Below are 25,663 nucleotides of genomic sequence, written 5' to 3' on the forward strand. Positions count from 1 at the left end.
TCCTTACGTTTGGAATCTCCCTAATCTGTGCTAAAATATTGCATAGTAGATATAGGCAGGAGGTTACATACATGGGGAATTACAAATTAATAGCTCTTGATATGGACGGTACGCTGCTGAACGAGCAAAGCGAGATCAGCAAGGAGAATGCCGAATGGATTCAGCGTGCGCTTGATGCCGGTATCACGGTAAGCTTTTCGACGGGGCGTGGGTTCCGCGGGGCGCTTCCGTTTGCGGAGCAGCTAAAGCTGGAGACACCAATGATTACGGTCAATGGCAGCGAGATTTGGCAGAAGCCGCATGTGCTGCACAAACGTACATTGATGAGCCCGGTGTATATCAAGCAGCTGCACGAGCTTGCTCTGAGACATGAGGGGACTTGGTTTTGGGCCTACTCAACAGAGGGAATCTATAATCTTGAGAAGTGGATTGATCCTTCGACGACCTATGAAGACCATCATTGGCTCAAGTTTGGCTACTATACGGAGGATGATGGCGTTCGTAACCGCATCCTGCACGAAGTAACCGAGTGGGGAGCTCTTGAAATTACGAACTCCTCCTTACAGAACCTTGAGTTGAATGCGAAAGGCATCACGAAGGCGAGTGCAATTCGCGAGCTTTGCACGATGCTTGGTATCGAGATGTCGCAGGTTGTAGCTGCCGGAGACAGTTTGAACGATATTGCTGCTATTCGTGAAGTGGGACTTGGTGTAGCGATGGGCAATGCGCAGCTGGCTGTCAAAGAAGCGGCTGATGTCGTAACGTTATCCAATAACGAGCACGGCGTCGCAGAGCTCATCAAACAATATGTATTGAAAGGTTGATGCCTAAGTGGATATTTTAGGCTGGTCGCTGGTCGTCATATTATTTGTAGTCGGGATGGCTGGAGCTATCTGGCCGATATTGCCTGGCGTATTTGCGATTTATGGTGCTTTTTTCGTATACGGGTTCTTCTTCTCATTTGAGCCGTTTGGCTGGGTATTCTGGACGATACAAACGTTAATTCTAATCGTCCTCATCATAGCCGACCATGCGGTTAGTGCGTGGGGAGTACATCGATTCGGCGGATCTAAGGCGTCGATTATTGGTAGTACGATTGGCCTTATTTTGGGTCCATTTGTTATACCGGCCTTTGGTCTTATCATTGGTCCATTTGCTGGAGCTGTTATTGGTGAGCTTGCTGTTGGATCTAATATCGAGAAATCGTTTAAGGTTGGTATCGGCTCATTAGTTGGCTTATTGACAAGTGTCGTTGTAAAAGTTATTCTTCAAGCCGTTATGATTATTTTATTTATTATTTGGCTAATGTCCAATTAGGGAGATGAAAACGATGGTTAGAGTAACAGTATGGAACGAGTTTTTGCATGAGAAAGAGCATGAGGAAGTAAGACAGGTTTATCCAAATGGTATTCATAACGCATTGGCGGAAGGCATTCGTACGGAAGACATCGTAGTTCAAACCGCAACGCTGGAAGAACCGGAGCACGGCTTGACCGAGGAAAAGCTGAACAACACCGATGTGCTGATCTGGTGGGGACATATGGGCCATGAACGAGTCGAGGATGCTATAGTTGAGCGGGTTCATCAGCGTGTCATGGACGGTATGGGCTTGATTGTCCTTCATTCCGGCCACTTCTCGAAAATTTTCAAAAAGCTGATGGGTACCGGCTGTGATCTGAAATGGCGTGAAGCAGGCGAAAAGGAGCGGATCTGGACCGTTAATCCAGCCCATCCGATTGCTGCAGGCATTCCGGAATATGTAACACTTGAGCATGAGGAAATGTACGGCGAGCACTTCGATATTCCAGCACCAGACGAGCTCGTATTCGTCAGCTGGTTCGAAGGCGGCGAAGTATTCCGCAGCGGCTGTACGTTCTTCCGTGGACAAGGCAAAGTGTTCTACTTCCGTCCTGGTCATGAAACTTACCCTACTTACTACAACAAAGAGGTGCTTCAGATCATTCGCAACGGCGTCAACTGGGCGGCACCATCTGGCGCAGCGAAACCTGTCCGCGGCAACCATCAGCCGCTTGAGCCAATCAAGGGTAACGCTTAATCTGCTTAGGCAGGTAATCGCAGAAAGAGAAGGAAATCATGAAAAAAGATTCGCTAATAAAAGGAACATTAATCCTAGCGGCGGCCGCGCTTATAGCGCGGTTCCTCGGGATTTTTCAACGGGTACCGCTTGATCATATCCTTAAGGGAGACGGCGGAACATATTTTGCAGTTGCGAACAACGTATATTTGACGCTGCTCGTAGTCGCAACCGGAGGACTTCCCAGCGCCATTAGCAAAATGGTAGCCGAGCGTTATTCACTAGGACGTGAGCATGAGGCGAAGCGTGTCTATCAGGCAGCGCTGTTATTTGGCATTGTGACTGGGGTTATCTTAACGATTGCCTTGTACGCAGCGGCTCCTTATTATGCTGTGCATATTGCCAAAACGCCGGGCGCGGAGGTCGCGATCCGGGCAGTAGCACCAACGCTTCTGATCTTCCCGATCATCGCGATGATGAGAGGCTACTTCCAAGGCCGTCAATTTATGATGGCGGGGGGCATGTCTCAGATCATGGAGCAAATCCTGCGCGTTATCGTTGGGGTTGCACTTGCTTATTACGTTGTCTCCATTGATTGGGGCGAGAAGTGGGGAGCAGCTGCAGCATCATTTGGTAACGTTATTGGCGGTGTTGGCGCTCTGCTGGTCATGATTTATTATGCCGGAAAGCTGCGCCGAGGAGACTTAGCGGAACGGCCAGTGGTAGATATCGAGGCCGTAAAAGCGGCTTCGAAAATTCCATTCCGTTCGATCTACCGTGAGATTTTTACGATATCTATTCCGATTGTTATTACGGCGATGACGGTTCAAATTATTTATACGTTTGATTCGTCATTATTCATTCGGTTAACTGAAGATTATTATGGCGGTTACCACGAAGCTAAAGCTGTCTTGAGGGAACTCAGCTTTAAAGCACAGACGATTGCCGGTATTCCGCCAATCCTTGCGATTGCACTTAGTACCTCGATTATTCCGGTTATCTCGTCAGCTTATTCCCTTCGTAATATGAGAGAGGTTGAACGGCAAACCTCACTCGTTATGCGGATTGTTCTCTTTACTGGTGTGCCGGCAGCGCTTTGTATTGCGGCAGCATCTTACTCGGTAACAGGGCTGATCTTCGCTGATGCAAGTGGTTACGGTGTTGTAGCTGCTTTAACATCAGGAACGATTTTCCAAATTACGATGATGACCAGTAACTCGATTCTGTTCGGTCTAGGCAAGCAGCGTATTCCGATGATGAACACCTTCGTAGGTATTGGTCTCAAAATCATATGCAGCTACGCGCTTGCTCCGGTCTATGGGGTGTACGGTGTTGTTATGGCAACAAGCGTATGCTTTGTTATTATGACGTGGATGAATATGGAAGCGATCCGTAAAGAAGTGAGATTTACGGTGCTTGGCAGCCGCTGGCCTTCTTATATCGTAACGATCGTTGTTTCGGTTGCTGCTGGCTGGGGAACGGAAGTTGGAATTCGGCATCTGACAAACAGCTGGCCGGACAAGCTTACTTATTTCGTATCAGCTGCTGTAGCAGCTGGCGTTATTGGAGTACTTTATCTCGTACTCCTGGTCCTGCTCCGTGTTGTTACAATGGAAGATGCGAGGTCCTTCCCGGGACCACTGCGTAAGCTGTTCATCCTGCTTCTAAAGCTGTTTAACCGTTCTGAGACGCAGAAATAGTGACATAAATCTACTTTTTCCATACATTTACAATATCCCCTTTTCTCAGTTACAATAGATAGGGTTATAGGTCTATTACTGTTACCCTATTACTAGTAGTGAAGGGAGATTTGCAAATTGAAAAGGTTGAAAAGGTTTAAGAGGGGAATCATACTGATTCTGTCTCTGGCCCTCGTTATTGTTGCGGGCTGTCAAGCGATCTCAGGCATTGACTTTAATGCGGTTCTGAAAAACACGCTTAAAGTGACCTCTTCTGAAGGCAAGCAGGCGGTAGAACTGAAGCTTCTCTTGAATGAAGAAGCTTTTGAAGGTATGTCCGATGAAGAAGCCTCACTGCTGAAATTATTTTCAAATTTTAAGATTCAGTTAGATAGCGTAAAAGTACAAGATGCTAGTCACGCTTCATACGCGGGCAAGCTGGTCCTTAGCGGAAATGTTAACATCGGCTTCTCGATCAAACAGTCGGATACAACGGCTGTAATTGAGGTAGAAGGTGCGAAGCTTCCGATCGTTCTGGATGTGAGCGGCTCTGGCCTGGGTTCCATGCTTGGAACAACAGAGCTTGATGCAGATGCTGCAGCTGGACCGGACGAAGAAGCATTAACAGCAATTGGCAAAGAGGTTATGGACAGTGCAACGGACTTCTTCATCAATAATCTGCCTAATCCGGATAAGCTGTCGGTTAACACTGTTCAAGAGCCGATTAACGGAGTTAACACTTCGCTCTTCCATGTGAAGGCTGAACTCAGTGGTACCGAAATTTGGACATGGGTAAAAAAATATGTAGACGTGCTTGCTAACGACCATGATGGTATGGAAAAGTTCGTGAAGCAGATCGTTACGATTGTTAGCAGCCACCCTGAGCTTTGGGAAGAAACCGGTGTGAATCCATTCGAGCAGACTGGTCTTGATATGCCAACAACAGAGGATCAGATCAAAGAAGCTACAGATGAACTTATGGCGGCTATTGTATCTCTTCAAGATGAGTTTAAAGCTTTGGACGAAGAGAGTGCAGAGGATCTCAAGCAGATCTTCAATGATGATTCATCAATCAAAGCCGATCTGTATGTGGACAGCAAGCTGGATATTCGTAAGCAGGCGGTTGATGTTACGTTTAAACCAAGCGAGCAGGCGCTGTTCCCACTTGAAGGCTTGGTACTCCATATGGAGAGCGAAATGTGGAATGTAAATGGCGACGTAAAAGCGGATGCTCCAGTCATTCCTGATGCGGCCATTACATCGGATCAGCTTGATTCGCTGCAAGGCTATCAGGTGCTGAGAATGTTCGATACGAAGTCCACTGCGTATGCTCTTCTGCAGCAGCTGCATATCGGCAAACAAACGGTTGAGCTGTCTGTTGATTATGGCCGATATCCGGCAATTGTAACGCCCAAATATGTGACCATTGTTCCGCTCCGGACTGTCGCTGAAGAGCTTGGCGCTACGGTGAAATATGATAAAAAGACAAAAAGTGTTACAGTCTATGATGAAGCGACGAATACAACAATTGTCCTGAAGGATGGCTCAGACAAAGTAACGGTTAACGGAAAAGCCGCTACATGGTCGTTTGTATCGAAGTCCGTAGACGGCGCATTGTATGTAGCTGGCCGTGACTTTGCGAATGCACTTGGTGCGAAGGTTCATTGGGATGACAGCTACGGCAGTGATACCTTTGTCATTGACCGTGAAGTGAGCTAATCATTGTAGTTAAGCAGGGAGGATGACCAGCATGATTAAATTATCAACAGATGTGGCCTTCCGTGAAGCAGTTCAAGGCGACGGTATTACAATGGCGGTATTTAAGACGACCTGGTGTCCAGACTGCCATTATATTGATCCGTTTATGCCGGAGGTAGAGCAGCAGTACAGCGGAAAAATTTCATTCTACGAAATTGACCGTGATGAGCTGCCTGATCTATGCTCCGAGCTGAACATTCTTGGCATTCCAAGCTTCGTTGCTTTCCGGAATGGCAAAGAATTGATTCGGTTCGTCAGCAAGCTGCGTAAAACACGGGATGAAATTGAACAATTCCTGGAGCGTACGGTGCAGATAGCGGACGCACTTCCGAACTAAAAGACACACATAAAAAAGCCCGAATCACTTTCTAAATTGAAAGAGATTCGGGCTTTTGTTATTAAAGATTTTCCTCGTCTGCATCATTGCCACGGAACTGTCACACCCTAGGAAGTGTCACATTTTCAACATGGCTTTTGACCCTTATAATCGCTATAATGAGGTGACAACAAAACCCCGAAAAAAGGTGATTTTATTATGGTTACCGGCCGTTTTCGCACGCTTGCTCTCGCATCGTGCATCGGAATGCTTTTTGTATTGCTCGCCGGAGCACTTGTAACAAATACCGATTCGGGACGCGGGTGCGGAGATGATTGGCCGCTTTGCAACGGTAAGTTTATTCCTTCTTATACAATGGAAACTGCGATTGAATTTTCACATCGTTTAATTACCGGATTCGAAGGTCTGCTCGTTGTGGCTGCCTTTGGTGCAATCTACCTGCTGTTTCGGAAAAATAAGCCTGATTACAAAGAACCGTTTGTGTATGCCAGCGGAGCTTTACTCTTTACGATTATTCAAGCGCTGATGGGCGCTGCAGCTGTTGTTTGGTATCAATCTGCTGCCGTAATGGCGATTCATTTCGGCATATCCTTGATCGCATTTGCTTTTACGCTGCTTTTGGTTGTATGGTCTTACCGTGCGAAGAATGGCAAGCCTGCGGAGTTTGTGGTGCCACGCGCTATTTTTCCTCGTATGCTGGCTGTCTCCATATTTTGTTATATCGTGGTTTACCTCGGTGCTTATATTCGCCATACCGATTCGGCGGGTGGCTGCCTCGGCTGGCCGCTTTGTAACGGTGAAGTTGTACCGGAGCTCGAGGGTGCAACAGCAGCAGTCTTTATTCATCGTGTAGGGGCACTTATTTTTGGTCTTGCTCTCATTGGTTTGTATGTACATGTACGGAAAATCAGCCGCAGAGGCGAAGGCCTTACGAAATCTGCTGGCTGGGCGCTTATCCTTGTAATTGCGCAGATCTTGAGTGGTGCGCTGCTAACGGAGACAATTGGGAACGAAGATTGGTTCCTGTTTACGAACTTGCTTCATAATCTGATTATTACGGGCTTGTTTGGAATATTGAGTGATATGCTGATACGTTCCTGGCGGCTGCGGGAAGGACGGGAAAAAGTTTGAGTTTTCAAAACCTGCGTGAATTTGTTGAGGTATTAAAGAAAGAAAAGGACCTGCTCGTCATAGACGTGCAGGTTGATCCATATTTGGAGCTGGCTGAAATTCACCGCCGTGTCATTGAAGAGGAAGGTCCGGCGCTGCTTTTCACCAATGTGAAGGGTACTCCATTCCCTGTTCTTACGAATATGTTTGGGACAAGCCGTCGTGTCGATCTGGCTTTTGGACCACGTCCCGAAGAAATTATGAAACAGATTGTTGGTGCTGCGGATCGTATTATGCCGCCAACGCCTAAAGCCTTATGGGGCGAGAAAAAGCTGATTTGGGACATGCTGAAGGTAGGCATGAAAGAAGTGCCAAGCGGTACGGCGCCGATCCTGCAGTCTCTGAAACGTCAAAACCCGCTGAAGGATCTCCCGAGAGTAACCAGCTGGCAAGAGGATGGCGGACCGTTTGTAACACTGCCTCTTGTCTATACGGAGAGCTTAAAATCCCGCAAAGCGCATAATCTAGGGATGTACCGAATGCAAATCTTTGATGATTCCACAACGGGTATGCATTGGCAAATACATAAAGGCGGGGGCTTCCATTATCACGAAGCGGAGCAACGGAACGAAGCGCTGCCGGTGTCTGTTTTCCTTGGCGGTCCTCCTGCTCTAATCGCTTCTGCGATTGCGCCGCTCCCAGAACATCTGCCTGAGCTGCTTATGGCTTCCCTCATCTTGGGAGGCAAGCTACCGGTTGTAGCTGATCCGCATAGCAAACATCGGATTCCAGCAGAAGCAGAATTTGTGATCAGCGGTCATGTACCGCCGCATATTCGCAGAGCCGAAGGGCCATTTGGCGATCACTTTGGGTATTATTCGCTTGTTCATGATTTCCCTGTCTTTAATGTTAATCATGTTTGGCATCGTAAAGATGCGATCTACCCGGCTACGATCGTAGGTAAACCTCGTCAAGAAGACTATTATTTAGGCGAGTATTTGCAGCGTCTGCTGGCACCGGCATTCCCGATGGTTATGCCAGGCGTCAGAGAGCTGTGGGCTTATGCAGAAGCCGGCGTGCATGCGCTGGCAGCAGCTGTTGTACGTGAATCGTATTCCCGTGAGGCGCTTTCTACAGCATTCAGTATCCTTGGCCAAGGTCAGTTAACCTTAACGAAATTCCTCATCCTGACTGATCAGCCAATTGACTTGTCGCGCTTCGACGTCTTGCTTGAGACGGTGCTTGAGCGGTTCCAGCCGCAGACCGATCTATTTGTTTTTGATGAAACGTCACATGATACGCTGGACTATACAAGCGGCAAATTTAATCATGGCAGTAAAGCGGTTATGCTTGGTGTTGGCGAGCCCATTCGAGAGCTGCCATCGAGCTATGAGGAAGGCATTATTGAAGAAATCAATAATGCACAGGTCTATTGCCGAGGATGTCTTGTTGTATCCGGAGCAGCCTATGAAGCAGAGCCGCAGCTTGCGGAACGCCTGCTTGCAAGATTGTCGGAACGTGGTACAGAATGGCCGCTTATCTTCCTAGTTGATGACGCTGATATTGCTCATGGCCAAACGTCATTCTTATGGACGGTATTTACTCGGTTCAATCCGGCGGATGATATTTATGCCAATGCCGATATTCGCCGTCATCATTTTGGCTACAAACTGCCAATCGTGATTGATGCAAGAATGAAGCCGGGTTATCCGGATGAATTATTCACACGTGAGGATATTACGGAGCTGGTTGATCGCAGATGGAACGAATACTTCTAATCATGAATCGCTAAGAGAGGCGGGAGCGGCCGATGCTGCGTTTTCTATTCAATGAACCGGAACGGGAGCCGGAAGGTCGTCTTGCTGAAACGATACAGCTGATGAATCAGTTCGTGTCACTGCTTCACGAGAAGATCGAGGCGGGCAAGGATATAGACCATAAACTGCGTACCTATGAAGTATGGACGAAGGGTTTACTTGCATCCTTGAACGAAATCGAGCAGAGCTGTTATGCCGCTCGGCGCTTCAAGGAGAAGATCAAGGCTCCATCGGTCAGTCAGATGTCGGAAGAAGAGATGCTGAACTATCAGCGTTATGTGTATTTCGACAAAAATGCGTTTATCCGGATTTTCGCCTTGCTTGATAAGTTGAGTATATTGCTCAATGATATGCTCGGTATGAAGACGGAGCGGATTAAGCCACATTTCTCCTACTTCACCGTTCTTCGCAATATGCGTGACAAGAAGGCGCATCCGGATTTGACCTGGAAGCTAAGCGATATCAAGGAAAGCCTCAAGGAGCCGATGGGCAGGCTGCGAAAGCGCCGTAACACGGAGATTCACTATATGAATACGGAAATGCAGGATGATCTGGCCCAAAGCCATACGATGTATGGTGAGGAGGTTCGTCTTGAGAATATTGAAGGGCAGTCACAGGATCTACAGGATGGATTGCAGTTGGTAACAGGATCATTACGTCTTACCTTTGATTATGCCTGCAAATTTATACGAACCAGGTAAGCGAATCGCGAGGGGGATTGCTCGTGGAGCTGATGGGCAGAACGGCGCTTGTAACAGGGAGCGCCAAAGGGCTTGGTAAACGAACTGCATTGCAGCTCGCAAGTCTTGGCTGCAGCATCATGTTAAACTACCTGGAGAGCGGACAAGAGGCGCTGGAGTTACAGAGCGAGATCGAGAAGATGGGCGTAAGAGCTACGGCTATTCAAGGCGATATTGCAAGCCCTGTGGGTGTAGCAAAGCTTGCTGCAGCCGCGGAAGCCTGGAATGGCGGCATCGATATTCTGGTGAATAACGCTGGTCCGTTCATGCGGGAGCGTCGTCTGTTCGCCGAATACAGCGAAGAGATGATTATACAGCTGTTAAACGGTAATCTGCTCGGTGTGATGCTGCTTGATCATAAGCTGCTCCCTGGCATGCGTGAGAGAGGCTGGGGACGGATTGTGCATCTTGGCTTTGGCCATGCGGACGAAGCAAGAGCGTGGCCTCACAGGGCTGTCTATGCGGCAGCTAAAACGGGGCTGGTCTCTTTCACCAAATCATTGGCGGTAGAAGAAGCACCACATGGCATCACCGTCAATATGATTGCACCCGGCGATATTCGGGGTCTGAATAAAGAGATGACGATTGATGATGCCGCCGCTCTTCGGGACCTGGAATCCCCGATTGGGAGACCTGGAACCGGTGAGGATGTAGCAAGAGTGATCGGATTCTTATGTCAATCCAAATCCGATTTCCTGACCGGCAGTATTATTAATGTGACCGGCGGCTTTGACGCCATACGTTCTAATATTATTGGGTTGTAGATAACAAAAAAAGAGTCTTGCCTGCGTGAAGCGGGCAAGACTCTTTTTTAATTCCAAGCTTAGAATACTTGAACAACTTCCTGTACGCCTTCAACCTCTTCGAGCAAAGCGCGCTCGATGCCGGCTTTCAGTGTAATTGTGGAACTTGGGCAGCTTCCGCATGCACCCATCAGACGAAGTTTAACGATACCGTCCTCTACGTCCACCAATTCTACGTCGCCACCGTCACGTTGCAGGAACGGACGCAATTTATCCAGTACGTCCAATACTTCATCGTACATTGTATCTTGTGCTTGTTCACTCATTGCAATCATCTCCTTTCTCCCCTATTATAGTACAAAGTGCAAGGATTGAAAATGGATATCAACCGCTAAGGCCAGGTGATTCGAAAAATGTCTAAACCACTTATTGAGTTCTGTAATGGCAATATGCATCATGGTACAGAACAATTCATGAAGCAGCTGGAAAAAAATGAACAGCTGAAAGTGGTCGAATACGGATGTCTTGGCAATTGCGGAGAATGTTACTTGAAACCATTCGCGTTAGTAAACGGCTTGATTGTTGCAGCAGACTCCGTAGATGATCTGACCATTCGTATTCGAGATACTATCAGCATTAAGCAATAATTCTAACCGAAATGGCGTTTTGATTTCCAGAGGATACCGCTCTTGATCAAACGCGGAATTTTCCCCATCATTGGGGTGCTGCCCATGAGACCAAAGCCGCTTTTCTTACCAAGGGAACCCATTACACCCTTCAGCTTGAGTTTGCCAAGCTTAGGCGTCTTATTACTCCAAATGGCATGCATGACCTCGGCGATTTGCTTGCCTTGAGCACCAGCCGCTTGACCGCTTGGCGAGAATGGCAGGGATGCACAGTCACCGCAAATAAAGACATCATTATAGTCCGGCAATTGATGGTATTCATTCACAATAAGCCGGCCTTGTTTGTCCTTCGGCAGATTCATGCGTTGAACAATCTCAACTGGCTGAATGCCAGCTGTCCATACCGTCACGTCTGTCAGGATCGTTTGATCCGTGTTGGAGTCATGCAAAGCCCCTTGCTCAAGACGACACAAGGAAATATGGCTTAGCATCTCAACATTATGCTCTCTGAACCAGGAAGCAACAAACTTCTGAAGCGATCCAGGAAAAGCGGACATAACGCTTGGTCCGCGGTCGATGATGCGGATATTCAGGTCAGAACGGGCTTCGCGCAGCTCGGCAGCAACCTCTACGCCGCTTAAGCCCCCGCCGATAATGGACACTTGGCCGTAAGGCTTCACGTCGTTCAGCAGCTGGTATGTTTTACGTGCATTCGAGAGCGTCTGAATGCTTGTTGAGAACTCTTCAGCACCTTCGATGCCATGATAATTATCCGTACAGCCAAGTCCAACAACCAGCCATTCGTAATCGATTGGATCCTGACCCTCCAGATGAACAAGCTTATTCTCAAGATCGATATCCAAGACTTCTCCATAATGAGTCGTAAGTCGCGGATCCTGCGGGAACTTTACACGGATATCGAGATCCGATACCGTACCTGCTGCAAGAGCGTAATATTCCGTTTTAAGGCCTTGATAAGGCATACGGTCAACGAGAATAACCTCTACGTCGATTGGCAGCTGCTTCTCTATAACATCTGCAGCTATTGCCTGACCGCCGTAACCGCCGCCCAAAATTACAAATTTTCTCATATGATTTCCCTACCCAACTCCAAAATATGATTGCTTTGTTGTGTGTGCCTAATATGTGCGTCTCTTCGCATCATTACTCATAGACTTTAATTTCGTTGTAGAACGTATCTCTCTCCACAGGAATACGTCCGGCTCCTCTAATGAGCCACAACAGATCTTCGCGCGTAATACCTTCTGGCGTAAGTGCGCCAGCCGCATGACTGATTTTTTCTTTAACAATTGTACCGTGAGCATCGGATGCCCCCATCGTCAGTGCAACCTGAGTCAACTGAGTACCGATGTTAATGAAGTAAGCTTTAATATGCTGGATGTTATCAAGCATCAGACGGCTGATTGCAATGGTCTTCAAATCCTCAAAGGCAGAATTACGACGGCGAATGCCGGCCTTAGGATTAATGGGCTGCATCGACAATGGAATAAAGACCTGGAAGCCGTTCGTTTCATCCTGAAGCTCACGGATCTGCATCATGTGACGAACACGGTCCTCATGCGATTCAATCGAACCATACAGCATCGTCGTATGCGTGCGCAGGCCAAGATTATGAGCCGTGCGGTGCACTTCTAAATATTGGCTGACATCAGCTTTATCAACGCGCATTTTTTTACGGTAATGGTCAGATAATATTTCTGCTCCGCCGCCCGTAAGTGACTTGAGGCCAACTTTCATCAGTTCTTCCAATACTTCCTTGTAGCTTAAGCCGCTAATACGCGAGAAAAAGTCGATTTCCGCAGCTGTGTAGGCTTTAAGCGTTACTTCCGGGAAGCGCTCATTTAATGCCTTCAGGGAATCGACATAATATTGGAACGGAACATGTGGGTTATGTCCGCCGACAATATGGAATTCTCGTACACCAGGGTGGAAGTGCTGCTCCACGTATTCGATCATTTCCTGACCGGACAGCGTGTAGGATCCAGGAGCACCCTCATCTCTACGGAAGTTACAGAATGCGCAATGCGCTTCACAGACGTTCGTAAAGTACAGGCTCATGTTCTCGATAAAATAAACTTTCTTACCGTTCTTGCGAAGATTGACTTCATTTGCGAGTTGCCCGATCGTAAGCAGATCGTCCGATTTGTAGAGGAATACACCGTCCTCAAGTGTAAGACGTTCTCCATTACGCACCTTCTCGATAATTTCCTGCATTTGCTTATTATCAGATGGGATGGCGATGTTCATCTTGGCAACCTCCTTCATCTTTAAAATAATTCCGTAATACTACAATGTGGCATGCTGTCGATATCGTCCTTGTTATCAGAGCAAGGAATGGATCAAGCTCGAGCGATACCTTGTGAAAAAAATAACTTGCTCATCCGATAAAGAAAGCTATCCATTATTATAAACCTGTACGTTACATGGGGCAACACCTAAAGTCTTGAATATTCATCAAGAGCGGCAGGCATTGGTCTCTTGAGGAACCAGGGGAAGAAGAGTATACTGTAACTACAACGATACATTTATTACATTTATATAGAGGAGGTACGAAGTATGATCACTATTAGTGAATCGGCATCTGACAAAATAAAAGAAATGCTCGAGGAGGAAGGAACTCCTGGGCTGTTCCTGCGCATCGGCGTGAAGGAAGGCGGCTGCACAGGCTTCTCCTACGGCATGGGCTTCGACGATGAAGAGCATGAGAACGATAAGTCATTGGAGGTCGCAGATCTCAAAGTTGTTGTTGACGATGACAGCTTGAAATACCTGTTCGGTCTTGTTATCGACTGGAAAGAGTCGGCAATGGGCGGCGGCTTCACAATCGAGAACCCGAACGCAACTGCAACTTGCGGCTGCGGCTCGAGCTTCCGTACCGCTGCTGCGGCTGGTAAGCCGGATAGTGACTGCTGAGCACGCTTGTGCTCAGCTTTTTTTGTTCGCCAGTATGCAGGCTGCGCAAGGGAATGTTCTTCCAATCGTCATTGTTACCGGAATCAGTGAATTTATCGTACAAGGTACGATTCCGGTAACAAAAGCGAGCACTCCGTTTCTCCAGAACATTCCCTTGCTCCGCCCGCATGGCGAAGCCAAACAGCATTCGCAAAAAGCTGGCGCAGCCAGCCTTTTGCGACATAGGTTAGACAGGTTGCAGATACAACCTGTCTATAAACAAATCTAACCGGCGTCCCATTTAATGGACGCCGGTTTTTGTTTTAATAAAGAAGTCGGCTGTGGAACGGAGTAAGTGAATGCTCTTGAGAAGCGAAGCGCCCGCCTTGTATTCGGATAATAACCTTAATTAATTGTTCCAAGTAATCCGAATACAACAGCGGTCGAAAGAGCATTTACTTGCGCAGTGAAGGAAACCAACTTCCTACGACCTCTGCATTTTACGTGAATTCAGCCATAGAGGAATACGGAACACCAAGTTGATCAGAAGAACGAAGAACACGAGGACCGCCGCCGACTTCTGGGCGATCTCCTGGGCATCAGGAACAATGGCTTCGGACTGTACATACCAAAGATGGACGGCAAGCGTCTCACCTGACGAGAATAAGCTGAAGTCCCACATTTCTCCGGAGGTTGTCACGCCGGCTGTCAGAATAATAACGGCACTTTCACCAAAGGCACGGCCGGCTACGAGACAGATGCCTGTAATAATTCCGTTCATTGCTGCAGGGATAAGCACCCGAACAATCGTCTGTAAATGTGTAGCCCCAAGTGCAAAGGAAGCGTTCTTCAGTTCCTTGGGCACAGCACGGATGGATTCTTCGGTGACACGGGTCAGAACAGGCAGGTTCAGAAAGGCCAAGCTTACTGCACCGCCTAGAATCGTCAGGCCTAGCTGGAACGTCTCAACGAAGAGTGCAATCCCAAACAAACCGAAGATAATGGATGGAACCGAAGCTAATCCTTCTACGCATATACGGACGAAGGAAATCAGCTTATTGACCGGCGCGAACTCGGCGAGATAAATGCCGGCAGCCATACCAAGCGGAATAGAGATGAGCAGCGATAGGAACAGGATATAAAAAGAGTTCAGCAATGCAGGCCCAATACCGCCGCCCTCATCAATTTCACTAGGCAGTCCAAACAGGAAGCTCCAGGAGAGCTTTGGCAAACCATCTTTTAGAATTAAGAAGAGAAGCCCAAGGATAAATAAGACGACAACAATTCCTAGGGTCCATACCGCTATTGTAAATACACGGTTGTTGAAGCTGTTTATTCCTCGTTTGCCACGGAACGGATTAGCGTTCACAGCTGTATTTACATTACTCATTGCTGTACTCCTTTCCCTTGCAGCCAACGTACGCCAACGATCATCAAGAGAGAGATAGCAAGCAGCAGGAAGCCCATCAGATAAAGTGCGTAGTTCCATGTTGAATCAAACGGAACATTGGCGATCTGCATGACAATGTTGCTGGTCAAAACGGAGGTAGGTTTAAGCAGGCTGTCCGCCAATTGCGGCGTATTGCCAATGACCATAACGACGGCCATCGTCTCGCCAATTGCACGGGCCATCCCAAGTATGACAGCGTACATAATGCCGCTGCGAGCAGATGGAACTAGCACTTTCCAGACCGTTTGGAAGCGGGTTGCACCAAGGGCGTAGGAGGCATCGCTGAATTTCTTAGGTACAGCAGAGATTGAATCATCGCTGATCCGGCTGATCGTAGGCAGCACCATAATCGTGAGGACTAATGCAGCAGCAAGCAGGCCGTCACCCATACCTGTACCGGTAACATTCCTTATCAGGGGAATAAGGACAGTCAAACCCAAGTAACCGTAAACGACGGACGGAATGCCGACAAGCAGGTCCATGACTGGACGCAGCATATTTTTCAGCCAAGTCGGAACGAAGGTCGACAGAAAGACCGCGATCAGGAGCGAGAGCGGGACTGAAATGATCAAGGTTAATAAAGTAAGGGCAAATGTGCCAAAAATGAATAACAGCCCGCCATACTGCTCGGTTTCCGGACTCCATTCCGTAGATAGGAAAAATTCGGAGAAGGATACCTCACCAAATGTCAGCACACCTGTGCGGAACATGAGCAGCAGGATGAGGAATAGAATCAGACACACAAAAGCAGCTGCAGCAATACAAACATAACGGAACAGGCGGTTCATCACAAACAGCCGCTTCTTGCGGTCAAACGGCTTGCCGCTTCCCGTCAAAAGACTGCCGCCCAGATCGATCTGCCCCGCAGTAGATGAGGTATCTATCATAATTACAATCGGCTCCTTCGGTAGCAAGCAGCCGCCTGTCGCTTCGCGAAAGACGGCCGCTGTTACCTATATTCGATTAACTTAGATTATTTCATTGCGGAAAGCGGGATGAACTTAAGCTTTTTAAGAGAACCGTTTTGGAACTTAGCGCTTTGTACATATTTGATGAATTCTTTAACAACACCTGTAGGTTGGCCCTTAGTCATGTAGTAGCCGTAGCCCCAAACTTTGTATTTACCGTTGATTACGTTGTCTACAGTTGGAGCAACACCATTAATGCTTACGCCAGTCATTTTCGTAGTGATGTAAGCGAAGTCGAGGTATCCGATAGCGCCAGGAGTTGATTCAACTGCTGTTTTCATGTCGCCGCTAGTTTTAACTTCTTTGTAGTTGCTGCCTTTGGTCATGAAGTCTGTACCGTTTAGTGCTTTTTGCTGGAAGTTAACGCGAGTACCGGAGCCGAAAGCACGGTTAACAACGATAATGTCAGCATCTTTGCCGCCAACCTCTTTCCAGTTCGTTACTTTACCGGAGAAAATGTCTTGCAGCTGCTTTGTTGTCAGGCTTGTTGCTGTAACGCTTTTGTTTACTACTGCAGCGAAAGGAGTAACTGCTACTTTGTTAGCTACTTGACCTGTGAAAGCTTCGAAGCCAGGTACTGCTTTTGTAGCATCCCAGTCAACCGCGCCGATATCAGCGATACCTTTGCGTACTGATTGAGGACCGGTAATGGAGCCTGCTCCCGATGCGGAGATTTTAACCTTCGGGTTCAGCTTTTTGAATTCGTTGGACGCTTGAAGAGTAAGCGGAAGAAGGGCGGAAGAGCCATTGATTACGATTTTGCCGGACAGCTTGCTAGCTGCTTCTGTTTTAGTAGGAGCTTGGACGGAGCCAAGACCAATTGTTGCGATAAGTGCGGCCACGGTAGCCACTTTTAACCAGTTCAGTTTCATTATTTTAATATCCTCCTAAAATGAATTGTCACACAAATGGCCTAATTCTGGCCATTTGTGATGATTCATGCTTCGTAAGCATGGCTAATTGAATTGTGTATTAGCGAGTGATTGTTGTGAATTTGCCGTTTACAGGAACAGCTACTTGCCCGTCACTGATTGCCGCGATATCACCGTTACCAGAAACGATAAGCTCGGATACGCCATCTGACACGCTGTACAGCTTGCTTGCAGTACCTGTTGCAGGATCAAGAGCGCTGATGCTGTTTGCATCGCCTTTTGCAGTCAGCAGGACCAGCTTGCCGCCAGCTTGGTTCAGTTGATATACATCTTCAGCGCTGTAGACGCTAGCTGCTTCAATAGAAGCTGTATCTACCGAAGCGACGCTTCCTACAGCATCGTCGTTGATGCTTACGAAGTAAGCTTTCGAACCATCAGCGGACAGCTCCAGGAATGCTTTGTCGTTCTTGTCAGTTGTCAGTTGAACCGGTTTGTTATCTCCTTTTGCGGAGTCGTAGAAGTAAGCTTGCGTTTCTGTACCTGTTGGATCGATGGTTACATCGTCCTTGCTTACATCTGTAGCGTCATTTTTCACAACTGGCTGTTTGATTTGGAAGTAAGCCACTTTTGTTCCGTCAGCAGATACCGATAGGTTTGCTTTGTAGTCGACTTTGTCTTCTAAAATTTTTGTTACGCTGCCGTCAGCCAGGGTTAACTTGCAGATAACGGAGTTTTTGTCGCCTTGGAAGAAGAAGATCGAGCTTCCGTCAGCTGAGAATAGCATTTCGTTCTTAATCGATGTATCTGTGCTTACTTTAGTTGATTGCTTTGTGCTCAGATCAATGATATTAACGGTGCCGTCCTCTTCGGAATAAGCGGCTTTCGAACCGTCCGGGGAAACAATCAGTTCGGACGTGTCAGACGAAGTAAGCAGTAATTCATTTTTACCAGTCGCAGCATCAACCAGGTAATCCTCGCGGCCTGTATCGCCAGATTTCGATACGATCAGCTTGGAAGCATTCACCCAAGTCACTTGATCCACATCCTGAAGGAGTTTGATCGTTGTGATGTTGCCCTGCGAGTAGCCAACGCCCAGCTTGCTCAAGAAGCTTACTGGTTCAACAAAAGCTGTTCCATTAACAGTAACCGCATCATTGAGCGAAACGACGTTGTGGTTGAGTTGAACGGTAATCGTGCTGCCAGCTACATTCAGCGAAGCTTCAAGAGCTTTGGCCAGGTCGCGTACAGAAGCGAGTGTTACACCAGAAGCATCAATCGTGCGGATCGCTACGGCAGTGCCGTTGATGGAGATTGTTGTCGAACCAATTTGTACAGCTTGTGCCGATTGTGTCGCCGATTGTGCCATGACAGGAGTAACAGCTACTGCTCCAAGTGCTGTTGCGAGCACGGAAATGACTACTGCTTTTTTCATTTGTTGTTCGTCACCTTTCTTATTTTCGAATAAGTTCTTAGGTCCGACGGCCCTTCGTCGGTATGTATGATAGGCCTTGATTTTTCCCCCGCAAGCCGCGTCGGAACTATTTCGATTTCCTAAGTTAGTGTAACAGCGGATTATTATCCCATTATTTAGAAATTGTAATGATTTTGTTAAGTTGATTGAAAAAGATGAAATTGCTATTCTAAAATGACATGATTGTATTTTATAGAATTATCCAGTGTGGAAGGTGCTCTACGTATTAGAGGAGGATTAATAGATGTATCGGATATTTATTATCGAGGATGACGACAAAATCGGCATGATTCTCAAATCTACGATGGAAAAGTACGGGTTTGAGGCTGTAAGAGCCGTTAACTTTAAAGATTTACTGGGGGAGTTCGCCGCCTATGAGCCCCATCTTGTTTTGCTGGATATCAACCTGCCGTATTTCGACGGCTTTTACTGGTGCAGACAAATTCGGACAAGATCTAATGTTCCGATTCTATTCATCTCAGCCCGAGAAGGGGAGATGGATCAGGTAATGGCTATCGAAAATGGCGGAGATGATTATCTGCCGAAGCCAATTCATTTGGATCTGCTTCTTGCAAAGGTAAAAGGAGCGCTTCGTCGTGCCTATGGAGAATATGCGGCAGCAACTGCTTCTTCTGCGAGTGGCGGGGAGCTGGACTTGTACAGCCTTCGCTTGAATTTAAGCCGTAATGAGCTTGAATGGGGTGGACTTCGTACGGAACTCACGAAGAACGAACGTCTGCTGGCTGAAGCATTTATGAAAAGACCGGATGAGATTGTGACGAGGGAGCATCTTCTTGAAGCGTTATGGGATGATGTTCAGTTTGTGGATGACAATACGTTAACCGTTAACGTAACAAGACTTCGCAAGAAGCTGGAGGAGATCGGAATTATGAAAGCGATAGAGACTGTCCGTGGACAAGGCTATCGGCTGAATGGGGAAGCCCTTCGGGAGGCAAGGATATGATCCGATCTTACCTTTGGGATCGAAAAGTATTAATTGTTACTTATTTATTAGGGACAGGTCTTGGTTGTGCGATGTTCCTTCTTGATAAATTGCGATATGAAGACAAGGCGGATTCCGGTTTGGTCTATTATTTTGCCGAACTGGCCGTCTTTTTGCTGATTGTAGGCTTAACGATCGACTTTTTGAGGCAGCGTACCTATTATAAACAACTGCATGATGCGATTGACCGATCAACAGAGCTCAAAGCCTCCATGGTTGTAAAAGCAGGAGTGACGAGGGAACAGCTCGCAGTTCAGCGGCTGCTTGAAGCGCAATATGGTGCTTATTTGACGGAACTCAGTCATTACCGAAGGCAGCAGGAGCAGCATAATCATTTTGTCCTGCAGTGGGTGCATCATATGAAGACGCCAGTATCGGTTATTGACCTGCTGGTGCAGGAAACGCTGCAGGAGCGTAATAAGGAAGACGTGGATGTAGAGCGGTTCCAAAGCATTCGTGAGGAAGCGGGGAGAATGACAAGAGGGCTAGATATGATGCTGCATACGGCTAGACTCGACAAGATCGAATTTGATTTGCATCTTCGTTTGATCCCGCTGCATGAAGCGGCGCGAAGCGTCATTAATGCACATAAACAGCTATGTATTAGACATGCCATCTTTCCTCGGATTGAGGGGGAAGCTATGGTTGAAACGGATGAGAAATGGCTGACCTTTATCTTGAATCAACTGATCGGGAATGCAATCAAATATTCAAAGAGAAAGCAAGGCTCGAAAAAGTTGATCATCCGGATCGAGCCCACATTGGATGATAAGGCCACTAAACTGTCTGTCATAGATGAAGGAATTGGAATAGCGGCTCATGATTTGCCACGCATCTTTGATCCTTTCTTTACGGGGGAGAATGGACGGGCTGTCGAAGAATCAACAGGTATGGGCTTATATTTGACGAAGCAGGTATGCGGTCTCCTTGGCCATGAACTGTTTGTTGAATCAGAGGTCGGAGCGGGTACAACGGCGATGGTTATTTTCCGTCCCGAAGGTATCCACCGGATTCATTAAATGACGAAACATGACAAAATCGTAAGGTTTGACGCCTCCAATTGAAAGGTAAATCGATGGGTACATAGCCGGTAGGGGCGCTATACTGAGTCCATAATCAAATAAATCGAACATTTACAAGTTTTGAGCCCATGCTTTCGAAGCATGAATCACCACAAAAGGTAGATGCTTTGTGAGGCAATTCATTTGAGGAGGATTATTACGATGAGCGTATTGCAAACAAAAGGGATTGGAAAGATCTATCATTCAAAGGGGAATTTGTCCTACCGGGCGCTTGAGGATATTGATCTGAATATAAAAGCGGGAGAATTTGTTGGGGTAATGGGACCTTCCGGCAGCGGTAAGACCACACTTCTGAATTTGCTGGCAACCATTGATCGGCCGACATCAGGTGAGCTTGAGATTAATGGGGTACAGCCTGCCAAGCTGAGCGACAAGAAGCTGGCTCTTTTCCGACGTAGAGAGCTTGGGTTCGTGTTTCAAGATTTCAACCTTCTTGATACGATGACCATTAAAGAAAATATTATTTTACCATTAGTACTGGAAGGTGTGTCACCTCGAAAAATCGAGGAAAAGCTGAAGCCGCTTGCGATCATGCTGAACATTGACAGCATACTGGATAAGCGGACTTATGAAGTATCGGGTGGACAGAAGCAGCGTGCTGCTATTGCCCGGGCAATCATTCATCAGCCTGCACTAGTATTGGCAGACGAACTGACAGGCAACCTGGATTCGAAAGCAGCAAAGGATGTTATGGATGCACTGAAGGATATGAATGAGAGACTAGGCGCAACGGTTCTTATGGTAACGCATGATCCGTTCTCTGCAAGCTATTGCGAGCGAATTGTCTTCATTAAAGACGGCAAGCTGTTCTCCGAAATTCGCAGAGGTACAAACCGGCAGGCCTTTTTCCAACAGATTCTTGATGCTTTGAGTGTACTGGGAGGTAATTTCGATGACGTTCCGTTCGCTCGCGCTTAGCAACATGAAGGGAAATTGGCGTTCCTACAGCGCCTTTTTCCTAAGCTGCGTCTTCTCTGTACTCATTTTCTATATGTATTCGGCATTTATTTATCACCCGGATGTCGTAAGCGGACATATTTTGCAGGCTTCGAAAATAAGAAGAGGGATGATGTTCTGTCTTTACATTATTGGTATCTTCTCATTCCTGTTTGTCCTCTATTCCAATTCGGCCTTTCTGAAAACTCGTAAGCAAGAGTTTGGCCTGTTGTCGTTATTCGGTATGACAAAGGCCCAGCTTCGCAAGCTGGTTATTTATGAAAGCATCGCTATTGCTCTTTTGTCGATTGGTGCAGGCATCGGGCTCGGCATGTTGTTTAGTAAGTTGTTCTTTATGGCGCTGTCGGTCTTCCTGAAAGTAACGGATCCTATACCGTTTGCCGTACCACTGAAGGCAATTGGAATTACAGGCTTTGGTTTCTTTATCTTATTCGTGGCCATCGCCGTACTTACATCGCTGCGAATTGGCAGATCAGAGCTGATCGACTTGTTTAAGGCAGGCCGTAAGCCTAAGGGCCAGCTTATCTTTTCCCCATGGCTTGTGGCACTGGCACTTGTGTCGCTTGGCTCGGGCTATACGATGGCGCTTATGTTAGATCCGTTTAACTTCTTCTATATGGCACTGCTTATTCTCGTTACAGTTACAATTGGAAGTTACTTTCTGTTCACGCAATTCAGCGTGCTGCTTATCCGTTTTCTACAGAAACGGCATTCCTTCTTCTATAACCGGACGAATATGATCGTGCTTGCCCAGCTTGGGTACAAGCTAAAGGATAACGCGCGGATCTTGTTTATGGTGTCGATTATGAGCGCTGTTATTTTAACAGCATCAGGTACATTTTATTTGCTGCAGATCAGCTCCAAACAGCAGATTTATGATTTCTATCCCTACACAGTAGCTGTAATGGAGAAAGGAATTCATAGTCATGACGTTATTGATTTGGATGCGATGAAAGCGCAGCTGCGTGCCGAAGGCTTCCCGGTTACGGATGAGAAGATTGTCACCGGTATCGCGGCAACGAATATTAAACTGACACGCAGCAACGGTAATGATATGGAGTATAGCCCTGCGACAATGATTATTTCTGAGTCTGACTACAACCGTTTGGCGAAGGATAAAGGGAAAAAACAGCTTCATTTGAAGCCGGGGACAGCAGCTATGCCAGGTTCTTTTTCGCCGCCAATTGAAAGGATTACGGGCAGTGTTCAGGGGCAGCCCATTGATTATAATGCAGCTGCTGAACCTTCGGAGAGTATTATGAACCAGACCAATTTGAATTATATGACGGTCATTATGGGGGATGCTGATTATGATCGGATTACCGCTGGTGTACCGGAGGCAGATCAGCTCGTATGGTACGGCTATGAGTTGAAAAATTGGGAGCATGCAGGTCCAGCGCTTAATAAGCTTGAAGTATCTGATGATTTTATCGATCAAATCAATCGGTCCCGGCCTGATAACTATGCGAATATGAGAGATACCAGCTCGCTGACGCTGTTTATCGGCTTGTTCATCAGCTTACTGTTCTTTATTGCGTCAGGCAGCTTGATTTACTTTAAGATGTTCACGGAATTGCAGGAGGATCAAGCACAGTTTAACGCATTGAAACGAATTGGAATGACAAGGCAGGAGATACGGAAAATAACAGTGACACAAATCGCTATTATCTTCTACCTTCCTTGTCTTATCGGAACCATCCATGCATTATTTGCTATGAAGGCGTTGGATGGACTGATGGGTTCAAGTGTATGGCTATATTCCCTGGTCATCATCGGGATCTTCGTGGTGATGCAGACGATCTACTTCCTGCTCGCCAGCATGAGTTATTCCAAAGGATTAAATAGAGGAACAGCCAGCGCTTAATGCGCTGGCTGTTTTGCTGTTTTATGTGGTTTGCTGCTGCTCAAGCCAGGCAATGCGTTTGCTCTTCATACCGCTCAGGATTGAGTCTGCGGATGTGTATTCCGTCTGCAATGTCTTCACGACAGTTCTTACTTGATGAGTCGCTTCACTGGTTCTGTCTTGCGCTTCATTAATTCGTTTCTGGACGATCCAATCGGTAATGAGGCCGTCGAACCAATAATCTCCGAACTTCAGCAGGCTGCTGATATCTATATGAATATTTAGGTTTTGCTTCAAGTCAGCCAGCTCATCCTTGAAGGATTTTAATTGATGGTTGGCCGTTGCAATGGACTGCTTGGCATCATCGATATGACCATGCTTGATATGTGTGCTAACCATACCGCCATTGGCCCATAAATCCCAATTGCCCCAGTTAATGGCTTTATCAAGACTTTCGATGGCCGGCTCAAGTGATGCAAGTACCCGCCTGCCAGCCGTGAATGCTTCGTTCAATTCTCGAACAACAACGGTCTGCTCCGCAATTTCATTCTCCATAACGGTCAGCACAGTAGCTGTATCGGGCTGGTTCTTCAAAGCAAGCTCCTGTTCAATCATCAGCTTCTTATATTCCTGCTCGGCTTGGATATTATCCGTAATGATAACTCCGGCTTGAAATATCTCTTCCTTCAGCTTATCGCGTTCCTGCTGTGCTTCCTGGAGCTTAAGGGCAGCTGCAAGCGCCTGCTGCCGCTCTAATTCGAGTTGTTCGTCCTTGCTGCGTAGGATCGTATGAAATAAGTTCGTCAAGGACATCCGGGTAAGCTTATCGACATCAGCCTGCTCCGTTTCAAGATCAAGCTCAAGCCGGATGATCTGCCGCTCCAGCTCATTTAATCTGGAACGGTATTGCTGCTGCCTGCGCTGGGCTTTCTCAAGTTCATATTTACGTTCCTTGGCGTCGGTTAAACGGTCGAAAAAGGAATCTGCCATACGTACCTCCTTGCGGTTAATCAGATGCACTTGTATACGCTAGTGATCTTTATTTGGTTTCGAACACAAGGTCAATTTGAATAATCTCGGAACGGCTTCCCAATCGGATAGGTGGTCCCCATAAGCCGAAGCCGGAGGAGACAATCGCATGCAGGCTGCCTTTTAGCTTGTAGCCCCAATCCAGTTCGAAAATGCGGCGTGTAATAAGATGATTAGGAGCCATCTGCCCGCGATGGGTATGACCGGATAAGGAAAGGTCGATCCCGTTTAACGACGCTTGCTCCAGATCAGATGGCTGATGATCCATCAGGATAAGCGGCTTATCTGTATCCAGGTTTGTAATCAGCTCACTGATAGGCAAACGTCCTTCTGGATCGCTGTGTTTAGCCGATAAATCTTTCCGTCCAATGACGTAGAAGCTGTCTTGAATAAGAATCGTTTCGTCTTGGAGGACTTGAATGCCGATGCTGTTCATCTCAGCGACAAACTGTTTAATATGGCCTCCAATGTATTCATGATTGCCAAGCACGGCATAGATGCCAAGAGGGGCTTTCAGCTTGCCCATCGTAGCGGCCATATTTCGATGGATGAACGGATGAATACTGTCGTCAATGACATCTCCAGGCAGCAGAATGAGATCCGGCTTCATTTCTTCCATATGACGAACCAGTCGTTCCAAATGCCGATTGCCAACTACGGTTCCAAGATGAATATCAGAGGCTACGCCGATGCGAAGTTTATCGAAGGAACCGGCTTTTTTAGGAATAGTCAGGCGGTAAGGGCGAACGATAGGCGTCCAGGCATTCCAAGTGCCGCGGATCAGAATGGCTGCGAGTAAGACAAAGGCTGCCGTTCCAACGGTTACAAAGGCTGTATCGTAATCTACAGACATCAAGGTAAGCAGCCATATAATAAGATCAGCCACAGGAAGAATCAATAAACTGTACTGCATAACGGCGAACCAGTAAGAGCCGATGTACTTAAACCCATAGGCGATTTGACGGAAAGGTGATGACAGATGCTGTCCAAACCTGCCGATAATATATGAGATGGAGATAATGCCGACAATGATGCCAAATGGCAGGGCGTTATCCAGTCCCGTAATGGTGGACAGATACTCCCAACCGTTCCAGCCGATATACCAGTTGACGAGGACGAGTAGGAGGAAGACAACAGTAATAATAGGAATAAAACGAGCTTTCACGAGGGCACACTCCTTGTTACCATTCATTAAGATGATGGATTGTGAAACTACTATATCATACCGGC

Annotated in this window: 25 protein-coding genes; 16 read left to right on the forward strand and 9 right to left on the reverse strand. The window is 47.1% G+C overall.

Going from position 1 to position 25,663, the window contains the following annotated elements:
* Window positions 1-71 precede the first annotated feature (71 nt).
* The 10 genes from AB4Y93_RS08455 to AB4Y93_RS08500 all read left to right on the forward strand — a co-directional run bounded on the left by AB4Y93_RS08455 (window position 72) and on the right by AB4Y93_RS08500 (window position 10,240).
* On the forward strand, window positions 72-824 hold the full coding sequence (locus AB4Y93_RS08455) for a Cof-type HAD-IIB family hydrolase (RefSeq protein WP_441890862.1): 753 nt from the start codon (window positions 72-74) through the stop codon (window positions 822-824).
* 7 nt (window positions 825-831) lie between these two features.
* Window positions 832-1,317, forward strand: a complete 486-nt coding sequence (locus AB4Y93_RS08460) for a DUF456 domain-containing protein (RefSeq protein WP_441890864.1) — start codon at window positions 832-834, stop codon at window positions 1,315-1,317.
* Window positions 1,318-1,330: 13 nt separating this feature from the next.
* A complete protein-coding gene (locus AB4Y93_RS08465) occupies window positions 1,331-2,056 on the forward strand; it encodes a ThuA domain-containing protein (protein WP_441890866.1) in 726 nt (241 codons plus the stop codon).
* 38 nt (window positions 2,057-2,094) lie between these two features.
* Window positions 2,095-3,735: a putative polysaccharide biosynthesis protein gene (locus tag AB4Y93_RS08470; RefSeq protein WP_441890868.1), complete on the forward strand. Its 1,641-nt coding sequence runs from the start codon at window positions 2,095-2,097 to the stop codon at window positions 3,733-3,735.
* 117 nt (window positions 3,736-3,852) lie between these two features.
* A complete protein-coding gene (locus AB4Y93_RS08475; RefSeq protein WP_441890870.1) occupies window positions 3,853-5,433 on the forward strand; it encodes a copper amine oxidase N-terminal domain-containing protein in 1,581 nt (526 codons plus the stop codon).
* Window positions 5,434-5,464: 31 nt separating this feature from the next.
* Complete coding sequence (locus AB4Y93_RS08480; RefSeq protein ID WP_441890872.1) at window positions 5,465-5,809, forward strand: thioredoxin family protein; 345 nt, start codon at window positions 5,465-5,467, stop codon at window positions 5,807-5,809.
* Between the two features lie 198 nt (window positions 5,810-6,007).
* A complete protein-coding gene (locus AB4Y93_RS08485; RefSeq protein WP_441890874.1) occupies window positions 6,008-6,940 on the forward strand; it encodes a COX15/CtaA family protein in 933 nt (310 codons plus the stop codon).
* On the forward strand, window positions 6,937-8,697 hold the full coding sequence (locus AB4Y93_RS08490; protein WP_441890876.1) for a UbiD family decarboxylase: 1,761 nt from the start codon (window positions 6,937-6,939) through the stop codon (window positions 8,695-8,697). The genes AB4Y93_RS08485 and AB4Y93_RS08490 overlap by 4 nt, the downstream gene beginning before the upstream one ends.
* Before the next feature lie 32 nt (window positions 8,698-8,729).
* The gene (locus AB4Y93_RS08495; RefSeq protein WP_441890878.1) at window positions 8,730-9,437 is read left to right on the forward strand and encodes a Cthe_2314 family HEPN domain-containing protein; all 708 of its coding nucleotides are present in this window, start codon (window positions 8,730-8,732) and stop codon (window positions 9,435-9,437) included.
* A gap of 23 nt (window positions 9,438-9,460) precedes the next feature.
* Window positions 9,461-10,240: an SDR family oxidoreductase gene (locus AB4Y93_RS08500; RefSeq protein ID WP_441890880.1), complete on the forward strand. Its 780-nt coding sequence runs from the start codon at window positions 9,461-9,463 to the stop codon at window positions 10,238-10,240.
* Between the two features lie 59 nt (window positions 10,241-10,299).
* Here AB4Y93_RS08500 and AB4Y93_RS08505 read toward each other — a convergent pair whose 3' ends face one another.
* Window positions 10,300-10,545, reverse strand: a complete 246-nt coding sequence (locus AB4Y93_RS08505) for a NifU family protein (protein ID WP_167280498.1) — start codon at window positions 10,543-10,545, stop codon at window positions 10,300-10,302.
* A gap of 87 nt (window positions 10,546-10,632) precedes the next feature.
* On the opposite strand from AB4Y93_RS08505, the gene AB4Y93_RS08510 reads away from it, so the two are divergent.
* Entirely contained in the window at window positions 10,633-10,866 is a 234-nt protein-coding gene (locus AB4Y93_RS08510) for a YuzB family protein (protein ID WP_441890882.1), read from the forward strand.
* A gap of 2 nt (window positions 10,867-10,868) precedes the next feature.
* Here the strand turns inward: AB4Y93_RS08510 and AB4Y93_RS08515 are convergent, their stop codons facing one another.
* Complete coding sequence (locus AB4Y93_RS08515; RefSeq protein WP_441890884.1) at window positions 10,869-11,936, reverse strand: NAD(P)/FAD-dependent oxidoreductase; 1,068 nt, start codon at window positions 11,934-11,936, stop codon at window positions 10,869-10,871.
* A gap of 73 nt (window positions 11,937-12,009) precedes the next feature.
* Window positions 12,010-13,113 carry an aminofutalosine synthase MqnE gene (gene mqnE / locus AB4Y93_RS08520; RefSeq protein WP_167280495.1) on the reverse strand — a complete coding sequence of 368 codons (1,104 nt, stop codon included), beginning with the start codon at window positions 13,111-13,113 and terminating at the stop codon, window positions 12,010-12,012.
* A gap of 291 nt (window positions 13,114-13,404) precedes the next feature.
* Between mqnE and erpA the strand changes: the two genes are divergently transcribed.
* Window positions 13,405-13,779 carry an iron-sulfur cluster insertion protein ErpA gene (gene erpA / locus AB4Y93_RS08525; protein ID WP_341805887.1) on the forward strand — a complete coding sequence of 125 codons (375 nt, stop codon included), beginning with the start codon at window positions 13,405-13,407 and terminating at the stop codon, window positions 13,777-13,779.
* 463 nt (window positions 13,780-14,242) lie between these two features.
* On the opposite strand, the gene pstA is transcribed toward erpA, so the two are convergent.
* From pstA to AB4Y93_RS08545, 4 genes are all read right to left on the reverse strand, one after another.
* A complete protein-coding gene (gene pstA, locus AB4Y93_RS08530; protein WP_441890887.1) occupies window positions 14,243-15,148 on the reverse strand; it encodes a phosphate ABC transporter permease PstA in 906 nt (301 codons plus the stop codon).
* Window positions 15,145-16,095: a phosphate ABC transporter permease subunit PstC gene (pstC, locus tag AB4Y93_RS08535; protein WP_441890889.1), complete on the reverse strand. Its 951-nt coding sequence runs from the start codon at window positions 16,093-16,095 to the stop codon at window positions 15,145-15,147. The genes pstA and pstC overlap by 4 nt, the downstream gene beginning before the upstream one ends.
* A gap of 86 nt (window positions 16,096-16,181) precedes the next feature.
* Window positions 16,182-17,048, reverse strand: coding sequence for a phosphate ABC transporter substrate-binding protein (locus AB4Y93_RS08540; RefSeq protein ID WP_167280490.1), 867 nt, complete (start codon window positions 17,046-17,048; stop codon window positions 16,182-16,184).
* 100 nt (window positions 17,049-17,148) lie between these two features.
* Window positions 17,149-18,480, reverse strand: coding sequence for a TolB family protein (locus AB4Y93_RS08545; RefSeq protein ID WP_441890891.1), 1,332 nt, complete (start codon window positions 18,478-18,480; stop codon window positions 17,149-17,151).
* Between the two features lie 283 nt (window positions 18,481-18,763).
* Between AB4Y93_RS08545 and AB4Y93_RS08550 the strand changes: the two genes are divergently transcribed.
* The 4 genes from AB4Y93_RS08550 (at window position 18,764) to AB4Y93_RS08565 (ending at window position 23,425) form a co-directional block, all read left to right on the forward strand.
* A complete protein-coding gene (locus AB4Y93_RS08550) occupies window positions 18,764-19,483 on the forward strand; it encodes a winged helix-turn-helix domain-containing protein (RefSeq protein ID WP_441890893.1) in 720 nt (239 codons plus the stop codon).
* Window positions 19,480-20,541: a sensor histidine kinase gene (locus AB4Y93_RS08555; RefSeq protein WP_441890895.1), complete on the forward strand. Its 1,062-nt coding sequence runs from the start codon at window positions 19,480-19,482 to the stop codon at window positions 20,539-20,541. Before AB4Y93_RS08550 ends, AB4Y93_RS08555 begins: the two co-directional genes overlap by 4 nt.
* Window positions 20,542-20,745: 204 nt before the next feature.
* Window positions 20,746-21,522 carry an ABC transporter ATP-binding protein gene (locus AB4Y93_RS08560; RefSeq protein WP_167280486.1) on the forward strand — a complete coding sequence of 259 codons (777 nt, stop codon included), beginning with the start codon at window positions 20,746-20,748 and terminating at the stop codon, window positions 21,520-21,522.
* Complete coding sequence (locus tag AB4Y93_RS08565) at window positions 21,497-23,425, forward strand: ABC transporter permease (protein ID WP_441890898.1); 1,929 nt, start codon at window positions 21,497-21,499, stop codon at window positions 23,423-23,425. The genes AB4Y93_RS08560 and AB4Y93_RS08565 overlap by 26 nt, the downstream gene beginning before the upstream one ends.
* Before the next feature lie 21 nt (window positions 23,426-23,446).
* On the opposite strand, the gene AB4Y93_RS08570 is transcribed toward AB4Y93_RS08565, so the two are convergent.
* Window positions 23,447-24,394, reverse strand: coding sequence for a hypothetical protein (locus tag AB4Y93_RS08570; RefSeq protein ID WP_441890900.1), 948 nt, complete (start codon window positions 24,392-24,394; stop codon window positions 23,447-23,449).
* 49 nt (window positions 24,395-24,443) lie between these two features.
* Window positions 24,444-25,598 (reverse strand): metallophosphoesterase, encoded by a 1,155-nt coding sequence (locus AB4Y93_RS08575; protein ID WP_441890902.1) that lies wholly within the window; start codon window positions 25,596-25,598, stop codon window positions 24,444-24,446.
* Window positions 25,599-25,663 lie beyond the last annotated feature (65 nt).

It is taken from the genome of Paenibacillus sp. YAF4_2 (assembly GCF_052113225.1).
Classification (GTDB): Bacteria; Bacillota; Bacilli; order Paenibacillales; family Paenibacillaceae; genus Pristimantibacillus.